The following is a 13,505-nucleotide window of genomic DNA, read 5'->3' on the forward strand; positions in this document are numbered from 1 at the left end:
ACAACGGTCGAAACGGCGTTTATGCGACCGGTCCCGTGCGAGGGCTGCCTCCGTGCCGGACCGTACCCCCACCGCCCGGTGTGCGCACCACGAGCACGTCCCCGGCCTCCAGTTCGGCGGTGTCGCAGCCTTCCAGCGGGACGACCTCGCCGCCCTCCCGCTCGATGTACTGCTCCCCGAGCGCTCCCGGCTCCCCGCCGCCCGCTCCGTACGGCGGGACGCGGCGATGGCCGGAGAGCAGGGCGATGGTGACGGGTTCCAGGAAGCGGATACGGCGCTCGACGCCGTGGCCGCCGTGCCACCGGCCCGCTCCCCCGCTGTCCTCCCGTACGGCGAACGACTCCAGGCGCACCGGCAGCCGCCACTCCAGGATCTCGGGGTCGGTGAGCCGGGAGTTGGTCATATGGGTCTGTACGGCGTCGGCGCCGTCGAAGCCGTCCCCCGCTCCGGAGCCGCTGGCGATCGTCTCGTAGTACTGGACGTGGTCGTTGCCGAAGGTGAGGTTGTTCATGGTCCCCGAGCCCTCGGCCTGACCGCCGATCGCCCCGTACAGGGCTCCGGTGACCGCCTGGGAGGTCTCCACGTTGCCCGCGACGGTCGCCGCCGGATAGCTGGGGTCGAGCATCGAGCCGGGCGGGATGGTCACGTCCAGCGGCTTGAGGCAGCCGCTGTTGAGCGGGATGTCCGCCCCGACGAGAGTGCGGAAGACGTAGAGGACGGCGGCCATGACGACGGAGCGGGGCGCGTTGGCGTTGCCGGGCTGCTGGGGGGAGGTCCCGGTGAAGTCGAGGTGGGCGCTGCGGGCGTCCCGGTCCACGGTGAGGCGGACCTGGATCACGGCCCCGCTGTCGGTCTCGTAACGGCAGTGGCCGTCGTGGAGTCCGGCGACGATGCGGCGTACGGACTCCTCGGCGTTGTCCTGGACGTGGCCCATGTAGGCGTCCACGACGTCGGCCCCGAACTGCTCGGTCATGCGTCGCAGTTCGGCGATGCCCTTCTCGTTGGCGGCGATCTGGGCGCGCAGGTCGGCGAGGTTGGTGTCCGGGGAGCGGGAAGGGTGCGGGGCGGAGGCGAGCAGGTCGCGGGTCTCCTCCTCGCGCAGCCGGCCGTCGCGGACGAGCGGCCAGTTGTCGAAGAGGACGCCCTCTTCGTGGATCGTCCGGCTGAAGGCGGGCATGGAGCCGGGGGTGATGCCGCCGATCTCGGCGTGGTGGCCGCGCGAGGCGACCAGGAACCGGAGCTTCCCCTCCTCGAAGACGGGCGTGACCACGGTGACGTCGGGCAGGTGGGTGCCGCCGTGGTACGGGTCGTTGACGGCGTACACGTCGCCGGGGCGCAGGGTGTCCTCGTTGCGCCGGAGCACCTCCTTGATGGACTCCCCCATGGAGCCGAGATGGACCGGGATGTGCGGGGCGTTGGCGATGAGGTTGCCCTCGGCGTCGAACAGGGCGCAGGAGAAGTCGAGGCGTTCCTTGATGTTGACGGAGTGGGCGGTGTTCTCCAGGCGGACGCCCATCTGCTCGGCGATGGACATGAAAAGGTTGTTGAAGACCTCCAGCATCACCGGGTCGACCCGGGTGCCGACGGCGGTGCGTTCGGGGCGGGGGGTGCTGCGGGTGAGGACGAGATGGCCGGTGGGGGCCGCTTCGGCCTGCCAGCCGGGGTCGACGACGGTGGTGGCGTCGTCCTCGGCGACGATCGCGGGCCCGGTGACGGCGGTGCCGGCGTGCAGATCCGTCCGCCGGTGGAGCGGGGCGCGCTGCCACCGGCCCTCGGCGTACAGGTCGACGGTGTCGGCCGGGCGCGGTGGGGTTTCGCGGGGACCGGGCCCGGGGCCGGAGCCGACGCCGGTGACGAGGCCGGTGCCGTCGGCGGCCCCCGTGACGTCCGTGGCTCCGGTGACCCCCGTGGCCCCGGTGGCTTCCACCGAGACCGTCTCGACGACGACGGGCTTGTCCATGGTGAAGCCGAACCGGGCCCGGTGGGCGGCCGCGAACGCCTCGGTCATCGCCGCCCCCGTGTCCAGGTCCACCGGCAGCGCCGCGTCCGTCCCCGCGTACCGCAGCAGGATCCGGGCCCGGGTGGTGATCGCGGAGTCGGGCACTCCGTCGGCGCGCAGGGCTTCGCGGGTACGGTCGGCCAGCTCGGCGCAGAGCCGCTCCACCCGCTCCCGGCAGGCCGCGTCGAGCTGTTCCTCCACCGACTGCTCGCGCATCGCGGTCGCGTCGGCCAGCCCGATGCCGTACGCGGAGAGCACCCCGGCGAGCGGGGGTACGAGGACGGTGCCGATGCCGAGGGCGTCGGCGACCGCGCAGACGTGCTGGCCGCCCGCGCCGCCGAAGCCGGTGAGCGCGTAGCGGGTGACGTCGTGGCCGCGCTGTACGGAGATCTTCTTGACGGCGTTGGCCATGTTGAGCACGGCGATCTCCAGGAAGCCCGCCGCCACCCCGGCCTCGTCCGGCCGCCGTCCGGTGGCGCGCCCTACCTCGTCGGCGAGCTCGGTGAACCGCTCGCGTACGTGGCGGGCGTCGAGCGGAAGGTCGCCGTCCGCGCCGAAGACGGCCGGGAAGTGGGCGGGCTGGACACGGCCGAGCATCACGTTGGCGTCGGTGACGGTGAGGGGGCCGCCCCGGCGGTAACAGGCGGGGCCGGGGTCGGCGCCGGCCGAGTCGGGGCCGACGCGGTAGCGGCTGCCGTCGAAGTGCAGGACGGAGCCGCCGCCGGCCGCGACGGTGTGGATGCTCATCATCGGGGCACGCATCCGGACCCCGGCGACCTGTGTCCCCAGCTCGCGTTCGAACTCCCCGGCGTAGTGCGACACATCGGTGGAGGTGCCGCCCATGTCGAAGCCGATGACCCGGTCGTGGCCGGCCTGCTGCGAGGTGCGGACCATGCCGACGACGCCCCCCGCCGGTCCGGAGAGGACGGCGTCCTTGCCGCGGAAGCGGGCGGCTTCGCGCAGACCTCCGTTGGACTGGAGGAACATCAGCCGGATCCCGTCGAGTCGGGCGGCGACCTCGTCGACGTACCGGCCGAGGACGGGTGAGAGATAGGCGTCGACGACCGTGGTGTCGCCCCGGGGGACGAGCCTGATCAGCGGGCTGACCTCGTGGGAGCTGCTGACCTGGGTGAAGCCCGCCTCCCGGGCCGCCTCGGCGACGGCCCGTTCGTGGGCGGGATGGCGGTAGCCGTGCATCAGGACCACGGCGGCGGCACGCAGCCCTTCGGCATGGGCGGCGCGCAGTCGTTCGCGTACGGAGTCGAGCTCCAGGGGCCGTACGGTGCGGCCGTGGGCGTCGATGCGTTCGGGGACCTCGATCACGCGCTCGTGAACGGTCTCGGGCAGGACGATGTGCCGGTCGAAGAGGCGCGGCCGGTTCTGGTACGCGATCCGCAGCGCGTCCCGGAAGCCCTCGGTGATCAGCAGAACGGTCGGTTCGCCCCGCCGCTCCAGCAGGGCGTTGGTGGCAACGGTGGTGCCCATCCGGACGGCGGCGACCCGGTCGGCCGGCACCGGTTCATCGGGGTCCAGGCCGAGCAGCAGCCGGATTCCGGCGACGGCGGCGTCGTCGTAGCGGCCGGGGTCGTGGGAGAGGAGCTTGCGGGTGATCAGCCGGCCGTCGGGGCGACGGCCCACGATGTCGGTGAAGGTGCCGCCCCGGTCGATCCAGAATTCCCAGCGTCCGGTCATGGCGCCATTCTGTGCCCGCGCCCATGACCTCGCAGGGGCGGGAAGTCGTACGGGAGCGCTCAGTGCGGGCCTCAGTCCAGGAAGAGCGCCGCCAGCCGGGGCAGCCGCCTGCGGTTCGCCTCGTCGTCCTCGGCGTCCCAGCTCTCGCCCTCCGGTGCCGCCGGGCGTATCCGCTCGCGCAGCGCCGCCTCCACGGCGGCGTCGAGCGAGCCGGTCTCGCCCCGGACACGCCGGTAGGCCTCGGTCACCGGCGCGCTCAGCGACTCGTATCCGATCCACCCTCGCTCGCCGCGGCCCATCCGCCCCACCACCGGCAAGTCGGCCAGCGCGTCGGGGTCGGCCAGCGCCCGGGTGAAGGTCTCCCGCCCGAGCAGGGCGAGCCCGTCGCGGAAGTCCATGAAGCCGTCGTCGCCGCAGCCGCCCTCGATGAGGTAGGCGGCGTTCCAGAGGGGCCACCGGTAGGCGGAATCAGTCACCCCGACCGCCGTGACCGCGAACGCCGCTATCCGTTCCGGCTCCAGGGCGGCGAGCACGTCGGTCAGCGCGTCCGGCAGCGGATCGTCGGGCGCGTCCCGGTCGTCCGCCCGGTCCCCGGCCACGTCACGAGCCCGTTCGACGAGCCCCCACCACTCGTTGCTGTCCATGGGGAAAAGCCTAGGAGGAGGGTCTGACAACGACCCTCCTCCTGAGTTCTGGGCTCCGGGGCCCTGCCGCCGTCCTGTCGTCAGACGGCCGACGCGTCCGGCCCGATCCGGCTGCGCACCGCCGTCTGGACCTCGGCCTCCTCGGCCGGGTCGGCGGCGAGGCGGCGCAGGCGTTCGGCGACGCGGATGTCGCCGGTCTCGGCGTGCAGAGCGGCCACCTCGCGGGTGGTCTCCTCGCAGTCCCAGAGGCACTCCACCGCGAATCCGGTCGCGAAGGACGGGTCGGTGGCGGCCAGGGCGCGGGCGGCCCGACCCCGCAGGTGCGAGGAGGACGTCTCGCGGTAGACGTGGCGCAGGACGGGGGCGGCGCAGGCGATGCCGAGGCGGCCGGCTCCGTCCACGAGGGTCCACAGCCGGGGGGCGTCGGGTCCGTCGCCGCGTACGGCCTCCCGGAGCGCGCCGAGGACTTGGGGAGCGTCCTGGGCGGTGCCTCGGCAGGCGAGCACTCCGGAGGCGGAGGCGCCGAGGCCGTCGGGGCGGCGGGCCCAGCGCCGGGCCCGCTCGACGGCGTCGTCGCCGGTCATCCGCTCGAAGGCGGCGATGGCCGTGAGGGCGACGGTACGGGAGGGGCTGATGGCGGCGGCCTCGATGAGGTCGAGGACGACGGGCTCACCGGCCTCCGCGAGGTAGTGCAGGGCGGCGCAGCGGGCGCCTTCCGGGCCGCTGCGGGCGGCCTCGACGATCTGGGGAAGGTCGTCGGGGCCGGCGACGGCGGTGAGGCAGCGGGCCGCGGGGACGTGCAGTTCGCTGCCGCGTTCCAGGGCCTGCTGGGCCCAGTCGAAAACGGCCTGGACACTCCAGCCGGGGCGGGGGCCCCCGGGGCGCATCTGGCGCTGCCATCGGTCGAACGAGCCCTGTTCGCCGGCGGCCCGGACGCGGGCGCCGACGGCTTCGCGCGGGTCGTCGGCCCACAGCCGCCAGGGTCGCGGCTCGAAGGAGTCGCGTACGGCGGCGGCGAGGTCGGCCGCGCCCTGGTCCGTGGCCGGGAAGCGGGCGAGGACGGGCAGCGCGAGGGAGCGCAGGCCGGCGTCGTCGTCGCGCAGGGCCAGCTCGTCCAGGGCCCAGGCCCAGTTGGCGCCGGTGGCCGCGTAGCGGCGGAGCAGGGCCAGGGCGTCGTCGCGTCCGTAGGAGGCGAGGTGGCCGAGGACGGAGAGCGCCAGACCGGTGCGGGTTTCGTCGGTATCGATGTGGTCGTCGGGATCGGCGAGGTGTCGCTCGATCTCCTCGATACCGCCGTCGAGGTCGAGGTAGAGGCGCGCGTAGTAGAGGGAGCGGTTCTCCACCTGCCAGTCGTGGCGGGGGTCGCTCACGACGCAGTGGTTGAGGGCCGCGAGGGCCTCGGGGCGCGGTGCGGCGAGCGCGTGGAGCGTGCCGTCGCCGCGGCCCCTCTGCAGCAGGCCGAGCAGGGTGCCGCTCGGCGCTATGAACGGATCGAACATGGGAGAAAGCCTCACATCAAGCTGTCGACGCAACCGGGACTGTGCAGTGCCCCGTGCCTCGCGGCACGGGGGGATGTCCGGGGGGACACCGTTACGCCGCGCAGTGACATGATCGGCCGACCGCCGTCTTTCGCCTGGTGTAGAGCATCTTCCTCTGCCTCTCGTCGGTGGCCCTGAGCGGGCCCGCGACGTCATGATGACCCAGCCATTTCGCCACCGCGACCACATTTACGACGGACCGGTCAGCAAAGCCCACGGCGGACGCGCCCAGCGGCGCCCCCGCCGGCGTCTCACCGCGCACCGAGGCGTTCCAGCAGGTCGGACTTGCCGAACATCCGGGCCGTGTCCAGCGCCGACGGTGTTCCGGCGGCCGGGTCGGCGCCCGCGGCGAGCAGGGCGTCGATGACGGCGTCCTCGCCCTTGAAGACGGCTCCGGCCAGCGGGGTCTGGCCCCGGTCGTTGGCCCGGTCCGGGTCGGCGTCGCGGGCGACGAGGGCGGCGACCGTGGCGGCGTGCCCGTGGTAGGCGGCGAGCATGAGCAGCGTGTCGCCCCGGTCGTTGGTGAGGTTGGCGGGGACTCCGGCCTCGACGTACGCGGTGAGGGCCTCGGTGTCGCCGGTGCGGGCCAGGTCGAAGACCTTGGTCGCCAGCTCGACCACCTCGGGATCGGGGGTTTCGCTCATCGGGACGGAGCCGCCTTCCTTTGACTGCTGCCACGGCTGCTCACCGCCGCGGTTGACCTGGTGGGGAGTACGGCGGGGGCCGTACGAGTGAATCGACAGGGTACTGCTCCCGGGCCGACATGACCCGGCCCGGATGCGGCAAGGGATCACCGCGGCTGATCCTGCCCGGCACGGACCGGGTGATGCCGCTCCCTGGGGGCCGACTTCTGTGAGCCAGTCAAGTGAAAGCGCGGGATATTCACTCGATTGCACCTTTTGTCGTATAGATACTTCCCGTGATCCTGGAAGGACTCATGGTGACTGTCCCCTTCAACCAGGAGAGAACCGCTCATGATCCTTTCCATCTCGGGCGTGGTCCTGCTCGCCATCATCGTCTTCCTGTTCTTCAAGAAGGACGGGCTCAAGGCCTCCCACGCCATCGTCTGCGCCCTGTTCGGCTTCTACCTGGCCGGCACCGCCATCGCCCCGAGCATCACGGCGGGCGGAGCGAGCCTCGCCGGCCTGCTGGGCGGGATCAAGTTCTGACGCTCCGCGACCGCTCCCACCCCTTCAGGAGACCGACGTGGCCCGGCGACCACTCCCCCGCATTCTGAGCAGCGGCAGCGCTTCGATCACTCGCAGCAGAGAGATCGCGCGCACGGCCGCCGACAGTGCCACCGATGTCCTCCATCCACTGATCACGGTGGTCCGCGGACTGCGGCTGCTGGCCGTGTCCGGCCGGCAGAAGTGGGTCGCCACCCCCAAGGAACGGCGCGGTCCCAAGCTGTTCCTCGCCGCGGCCTGCGTACTGGTGGTGGCGCTCGTGCCGTACGGGCCGATCCTGGCCCTGATCACGGTGATGGGCGCTGCCGCGTGGAAGGGGCGGGAGCGGACCCCCGTGCGGACCGGGCCCGACGAGTCGGAGACCGCGCGTCTGCGGTCCCTGTACGAGGCGCTCGTACCGTACTTCTCCACGGCCGACGACCCCGACCCGCTGTTCGCGCACGGCGGCGACTGGTCGAAGGCCTTCGACGCGTACGCCTTCGACCAGGACGGGAGGCTCACGAGCCTCCGGATCTCCTACCCCGCGTACTTCATGGACGGCGACGCCGCCGCCCGCTCCCGGATCGAGCAGTTGCTCCACACCAAGTCCGGCCGGGGCCGCGAGTACCGCTTCGGCTGGGACGAGGAGGCCAACCGCCTCGTTCTGACCGTGTTGGACGCCCTCTCCACGACGGTCGCCGCCCAGCGCTTCGTCACCGCCCCCGGCGAGACGGTCCTCGGCTTCACCGATCCGGACTCCGTCTCGCGCACCGTCCCCGTGCTCGACGGCGACACCATGGTGGACGCCTCGCCCGTCGTCTGGCGGACCGGCGGCCGCTCCACCGAACCACATCTGCTGGCCGTGGGACAGCCCGGCGGCGGCACCACGACCCTGCTCCGCTCGATCGCCCTGCAGGCCCTCCAGAACGGCGACGTGATCATCGTCGACGGCGGCGGAGCCGGCGAGTACGCCGCTCTCACCGGCCGCGACGGCGTCCTCGCCGTGGAGTCCGGGCTCGGCGGAACGCTGGCCACGCTGGAGTGGGCGGCACACGAGACGGAACGCCGCCTGATCACCGCCAACCTGGCCCGGCAGAGCGGCCGCCCGGCGCCGGAGGACATCCGCCGCCCCCTGTGGATCCTGCTCGACCGCCCCGGCGTCCTCGGCCATCTCGCGGCGGCCGACGGCAGGCCGGACCCGCAGGAGCTGCTCCGGATCCCGCTGCGGCACGGCCGGGCCGCCCAGGTCACCGTCGTACTGGCCGAGCAGTTCGACGCGCTGGACACCCTCACGGAGACCGTCCGGACCCACACCCGCGCCCGCGCCGTCCTCGGACCGGCCTGCCCCGAGCAGATCGAGGCCGTCCTCGGCGCCGGACCGCACACCACTCCCCGCCCGAGGTCCCCGCGGGCCGCGGCTATGTCCGGCTCGGCGCGGGCCCCGTCCTGCGGCTCCAGGTGCCCACCACCCCGGACCCGTACGACGACGCCACGAGCGACGCGCACCGGCGGGCGGTGCTGGACCTGCTGCCCGGCCGGGGCGACCCGATCGAGGCGGCGCCCGTGCGGGAGCCCGCCGACGAGGGCCCGGCGACGGCACCGGTGCCCGTGGCGGCGGAAACGACGGCCGTTCCGGTGGAGGCGGTGGTCGCCGAGGCCCGGCCGTCCGAGCCGCTGGCGAAGGCGCAGCCGGCCGGCGCCGAGAGCTGAGCGGCGCACCCGGACGGCACGGCGGGCGGGGAGCGGGCCTGATGGTCCGTTCCCCGCCCGCCGTCCTGTCGTGCCGGCCCTCAGGCCACGAAGGAGCGCGGGGCGTCGGCCCCCACGCCCGCCCCGGAGCGCACCAGGTCCACCGCCGCGGCCAGCCGTACGGCCGCCTCGTCGGCGACCGGCCCGCTCACCGTGAAGGGCAGCCGTACGTATCCCTCGAAGGCCCCGTCGACCCCGAAGCGGGGGCCCGACGGCACGCGGACGCCGACGCGTTCGCCCGCCACGGCCAGCCGCGAACCGGAGATGCCCCCGGTGCGCACCCAGAGCGTCAGGCCGCCGCGCGGCACGGTGAACTCCCAGTCCGGCAGCTCCCGGCGCACCGCCGTGACCAGGGCGTCCCGGTTCTCCCGCGCCTGGCTCCGCCGGACCTCGACGGCCTGTTCCCAGCCGCCGGTGCCCATGAGCCAGTTGATGGCGAGCTGTTCCAGGACGGGCGTGCCCATGTCGGCGTAGGCGCGGGCGGCGACCAGGCTGCGGATGACGTCCGGGGCCGCGCGCACCCAGCCGATGCGCATACCGGCCCAGAAGGCCTTGCTGGCCGATCCGACGGTGAGGACCGTGCTGCCGGCCGGGTCGAAGGCGCAGACCCGGCGCGGCATGTCGATGTCGGCGTCCAGGCGGAGTTCGTTCATGGTCTCGTCGACGACCAGGACCGTTCCGGCGGACCGGGCCGCCTCCACCAGATCGCGGCGCTGCTGCTCGTCGGCGAGCGCGCCGGTCGGGTTGTGGAAGTCGGCGACCACATAGGCGAGCCGGGGCGCGGCGTCCCGCAGCACCTGGCGCCAGCGGTTCATGTCCCAGCCGCCGAGCCCCTCCTCCATGGCGACCGGGACGAGGCGGGCGCCCGCCTCGCGCATCAGCTGGAGGATGTTGGCGTAACTGGGGGACTCGACCGCGATCCGTTCGCCGCGGCCCGCGAAGAGGTGGCAGATCGCGTCGATGGCGCCCATCGCGCCGGTGGTGACCATGATCTGTTCGGGCATGGTCGGGATACCGAGGGCGGTGTAGCGGTCGGCGATCATCCGGCGCAGGGCGGGCAGCCCGGCCGGGTAGTCGCCGTGCGTGTGGGCGTACGGCGGCAGCTCCTCCAGCGCCCCCTGGACCGCCCGGGTCAGCCAGGGCTCGGGGGCGGGAAGGGCCGCGCAGCCCAGGTCGATCATCGAGCCGAGCGACTCCGGTGGCAGCGGTTCGAGGCCGCGGGCGGGCAGCGGGTTGCCGGCCGGGACGGCGGTCCAGCTGCCCGCGCCGCGCCGCGACTCCAGGAAGCCTTCGGCGCGCAGGGCCTCATAGGCGGCGGCGACGGTCGTACGGCTCACGGACAGGGCGAGGGCCAGTTCGCGTTCGGCGGGGAGCCGGGCGGCGACCGGGACGCGGCCTTCCAGGACGAGCAGCCGTACGCCGTCGGCGAGCGCGCGGTACGCGGGCGGCTTGCGGCCGCCCGGGCCGGTGGGCCGCGCCTGTTGCGACCGGAGCTGCCGGGCGAGCTGGGCCGCTCCCACCGTCGATGTCCACTGCGCCATCGAAATCAGTCCACCTTCCTCGAATTGGCCATAGTTGCTGGCCGATCCCCTGCCACAGGGTGGCACAGAGCAGTCCACCATCACTACATCAGGGGGCACAACGTGGCCAGGACCACCGACCGGAGCACCACTCATCTCACGCGGCGGCTGGTCCAGCTGTACGTGGGTCTGGCGCTGTACGGGGTGAGCTCGGCGCTCCTGGTGCGCGCGGGGCTGGGTCTGGAGCCGTGGGGTGTGCTGCACCAGGGCCTCGCGGAGCTGACCGGGATCTCGATCGGCGTGGTGTCGATCATCGTGGGCGCGGTGGTGCTGCTGCTATGGATCCCGCTGCGCCAGCGGCCGGGGCTCGGCACCGTCTCGAACGTCTTCGTGGTGGGGCTCGCGATGGACGGGACGCTCGCGGTGGTGGGCGACCTGGACGCGCTCGGCGTCCGTATCCCGGTGCTGGTGCTCGGCATCGTCCTCAACGGCGTGGCGACCGGGCTGTACATCGCGGCCCGGTTCGGACCCGGCCCCCGGGACGGCCTGATGACCGGGCTGAACCACATCACCGGCCGCTCGATCCGGCTGGTCCGTACGGCGATCGAGGTGGCGGTCGTGGTGACCGGCTTCCTGCTGGGCGGATCGCTGGGGGTGGGCACGGTGCTGTACGCGCTGGCCATCGGCCCGCTGGCACAGTTCTTCCTGCGCCTGTTCGCGCTCCCCGAGGCTTCCGGGCCGGGTGCCACCGTCACCTCGGGCGAGCCGTCCACCCCCGCGCCGGCCGCCGGTTCCGGGCCCGTTGCCGCTCCGACGTCCGGGCAGGCCATACTGCCGCAGTGAACCCGAGCCACCCCTATCTGGACCACCCGACGCCGATCGCCTTCGCCCATCGCGGCGGGGCGGCGGACGGAGTGGAGAACACCGTGACCGCCTTCCGCCGGGCATCGGACGCGGGCTACCGCTACTTCGAGACCGATGTGCACACCACGGCGGACGGCCGGCTGGTCGCCTTCCACGACCCGACGCTGGACCGGGTCACCGACGCCCGGGGCCGGATCGCCGACCTCCCCTGGGGCGAGGTGAGCCGGGCCCGGGTCGGGGGCAGCGAACCGCTCCCGCTCTTCGAGGAGCTGCTGGAGGAGTTCCCCGAGGCCCGCTGGAACGTGGACCTGAAGGCCGAATCGGCGCTGGAGCCGCTGCTCGGCCTGATCCGCCGGACCGGTGCCTGGGACCGGATCTGTGTCGGCTCGTTCTCGGAGGCCCGGGTGGCCCGGGCGCACCGCCTGGCGGGGCCCCGGCTGGCCACGTCGTACGGGGTGCGGGGCGTCCTGGCGCTGCGCCTGCGTTCGTACGGGATCCCGGCGGCGCTGCGCGCGGGCGCGGTCTGCGCGCAGGTCCCCGAGCGGCAGGGCGCCGTCCCGGTGGTGGACGCCCGCTTCGTCCGGACCGCGCACGCACTGGGGCTCCAGGTGCACGTCTGGACGGTGAACGAACCGGAGCGGATGGCGGCGCTCCTGGACCTCGGGGTGGATGGCATCATGACCGATCACATCGAGACGCTGCGTACGGTGCTGAGCGAGCGGGGGGCCTGGTCCTGACGCCCGGACCGTCCACGTCCACCGGGGACGAGCGAGGGGACGCGGGATGAACACGGGGACAGCGGGGAAGGCCGATCCGTCGGGGCGGCCGCCGGACGGCGCGTCGGCCGCCGCCCGCAAGCGTGAGCAGCAGGGCTGGTACTTCTACGACTTCGCGTGCTCCGTCTACTCCACCAGCGTCCTGACCGTCTTCCTCGGTCCGTATCTGACGTCGGTCGCCAAGGCCGCGGCGGGCCCGGACGGTTTCGTGCACCCGCTGGGCATACCCGTGCGGGCGGGCTCGCTGTTCGCGTACTCCGTCTCGGCGTCCATCGTGGTGGCCGTGATCCTGATGCCGATCGTGGGCGCGGCGGCGGACCGTACGGGGCGCAAGAAGCCGCTGCTGGCGGCGGCCGCGTACACCGGGGCGGCGGCGACGGCCGGGATGTTCTTCCTGGACGGCCACCGCTATCTGCTGGGCGCTTTCCTGCTGATCGTGGCGAACGCCTCGATCTCGGTGTCGATGGTGCTGTACAACGCCTATCTGCCGCAGATCTCCGAGCCGGAGGAGCGCGACGCGGTCTCCTCGCGCGGCTGGGCCTTCGGCTACACCTCGGGCGCCCTCGTCCTGGTCCTCAACCTGATCCTCTACACCGGTCACGACTCCTTCGGGCTCGCGGAGTCCGACGCGGTGCGGATCTGCCTGGCCTCGGCCGGTGTGTGGTGGGGCGCGTTCACGCTCGTACCGCTGCGCCGGCTGCGCGACCGGCGGGTGAGGCCGGACGGCGAGGGGGCGGTCGGCTCCGGCTGGAAACAGCTGCGGGCCACCCTGCGCGACATGCGGCGCCACCCGCTCACGCTCTCCTTCCTGCTGGCCTACCTCGTCTACAACGACGGCATCCAGACAGTGATCTCGCAGGCCTCGCTGTACGGCTCCGAGGAACTGGGCCTGGACCAGACGACGCTGATCGTCGCGGTGCTGCTGGTGCAGATCCTGGCGGTGGCAGGGGCGCTCGGCATGGGACGACTCGCCCGGACGTACGGCGCGAAGCGCACGATCCTGGGGTCGCTGATCGTGTGGACCCTGATCCTGCTCTCCGCCTATCTGCTGCCCGCCGACGCGCCGGTGTTCTTCTTCGTCCTGGCGGCGGCGATCGGCCTGGTGCTGGGCGGGAGCCAGGCGCTCTCCCGGTCGCTGTTCTCGCATCTGGTGCCGCGCGGCAAGGAGGCGGAGTACTTCTCCGCGTACGAGATGAGCGACCGCGGGCTGAGCTGGCTGGGGCCTCTGGTGTTCGGCCTGGCGTACCAGCTGACCGGCAGCTACCGGGACGCGATCATCTCGCTGGTGGCGTTCTTCGCCCTCGGCGCGGTGCTGCTCGCGCGGGTCCCGGTGAGGCGTGCGGTGGAGGCCGCGGGGAACCCCGTGCCGGAACGGATTTAGACGTTGAAGTCAAAGGCCGGTAGTATACGTCTTTGGCCTGCCCGGAGGACCGTTACTGCCAGTGGAAGCGGCTCTACCGTTGGGTGACAACATCCACCAGAGGTGACAAACCGGGCATGGGCGGGTACTCAACCCAGATAAAGCAGCGGCACGACGGGCGACGTATGACCCGCAAC

At 73.0% G+C, this 13,505-nt stretch carries 9 protein-coding genes and 1 pseudogene; 5 read left to right on the forward strand and 5 right to left on the reverse strand.

Going from position 1 to position 13,505, the window contains the following annotated elements; all coding sequences use genetic code 11:
* Positions 1-19: 19 nt before the first annotated feature.
* The 4 genes from CCZ36_RS03720 to CCZ36_RS03740 all read right to left on the reverse strand — a co-directional run bounded on the left by CCZ36_RS03720 (position 20) and on the right by CCZ36_RS03740 (position 6,517).
* Entirely contained in the window at positions 20-3,691 is a 3,672-nt protein-coding gene (locus CCZ36_RS03720; RefSeq protein WP_128817021.1) for a hydantoinase B/oxoprolinase family protein, read from the reverse strand.
* Between the two features lie 71 nt (positions 3,692-3,762).
* Entirely contained in the window at positions 3,763-4,335 is a 573-nt protein-coding gene (locus tag CCZ36_RS03725; protein ID WP_069737286.1) for a DUF4240 domain-containing protein, read from the reverse strand.
* Positions 4,336-4,415: 80 nt separating this feature from the next.
* Complete coding sequence (locus CCZ36_RS03730) at positions 4,416-5,834, reverse strand: HEAT repeat domain-containing protein (RefSeq protein WP_069737287.1); 1,419 nt, start codon at positions 5,832-5,834, stop codon at positions 4,416-4,418.
* 290 nt (positions 5,835-6,124) lie between these two features.
* Positions 6,125-6,517: an ankyrin repeat domain-containing protein gene (locus tag CCZ36_RS03740; RefSeq protein ID WP_069737288.1), complete on the reverse strand. Its 393-nt coding sequence runs from the start codon at positions 6,515-6,517 to the stop codon at positions 6,125-6,127.
* Positions 6,518-6,847: 330 nt separating this feature from the next.
* On the opposite strand from CCZ36_RS03740, the gene CCZ36_RS03745 reads away from it, so the two are divergent.
* Both CCZ36_RS03745 and CCZ36_RS03750 read left to right on the forward strand, forming a co-directional pair.
* Positions 6,848-7,042, forward strand: a complete 195-nt coding sequence (locus tag CCZ36_RS03745; protein ID WP_006123109.1) for a hypothetical protein — start codon at positions 6,848-6,850, stop codon at positions 7,040-7,042.
* Positions 7,043-7,079: 37 nt separating this feature from the next.
* A pseudogene (locus CCZ36_RS03750) lies at positions 7,080-8,749 on the forward strand (hypothetical protein).
* A gap of 80 nt (positions 8,750-8,829) precedes the next feature.
* On the opposite strand, the gene CCZ36_RS03755 reads toward CCZ36_RS03750, so the two are convergent.
* Positions 8,830-10,329, reverse strand: a complete 1,500-nt coding sequence (locus tag CCZ36_RS03755) for an SCO1417 family MocR-like transcription factor (RefSeq protein WP_069737290.1) — start codon at positions 10,327-10,329, stop codon at positions 8,830-8,832.
* A 102-nt stretch (positions 10,330-10,431) separates the two neighbouring features.
* Here CCZ36_RS03755 and yczE point away from each other — a divergent pair, with 102 nt between their 5' ends.
* The 3 genes from yczE to CCZ36_RS03770 are packed head-to-tail and all read left to right on the forward strand — an operon-like array spanning position 10,432 to position 13,329.
* Positions 10,432-11,151 (forward strand): membrane protein YczE, encoded by a 720-nt coding sequence (yczE, locus tag CCZ36_RS03760; protein WP_128817022.1) that lies wholly within the window; start codon positions 10,432-10,434, stop codon positions 11,149-11,151.
* Positions 11,148-11,909, forward strand: a complete 762-nt coding sequence (locus CCZ36_RS03765) for a glycerophosphodiester phosphodiesterase (protein WP_069737292.1) — start codon at positions 11,148-11,150, stop codon at positions 11,907-11,909. Before yczE ends, CCZ36_RS03765 begins: the two co-directional genes overlap by 4 nt.
* 46 nt (positions 11,910-11,955) lie before the next feature.
* On the forward strand, positions 11,956-13,329 hold the full coding sequence (locus CCZ36_RS03770) for an MFS transporter (protein WP_128817023.1): 1,374 nt from the start codon (positions 11,956-11,958) through the stop codon (positions 13,327-13,329).
* Positions 13,330-13,505: the final 176 nt, after the last annotated feature.

Source organism: Streptomyces sp. S063 (assembly GCF_002832675.1).
GTDB classification, from domain to species: domain Bacteria; phylum Actinomycetota; class Actinomycetes; order Streptomycetales; family Streptomycetaceae; genus Streptomyces; species Streptomyces sindenensis.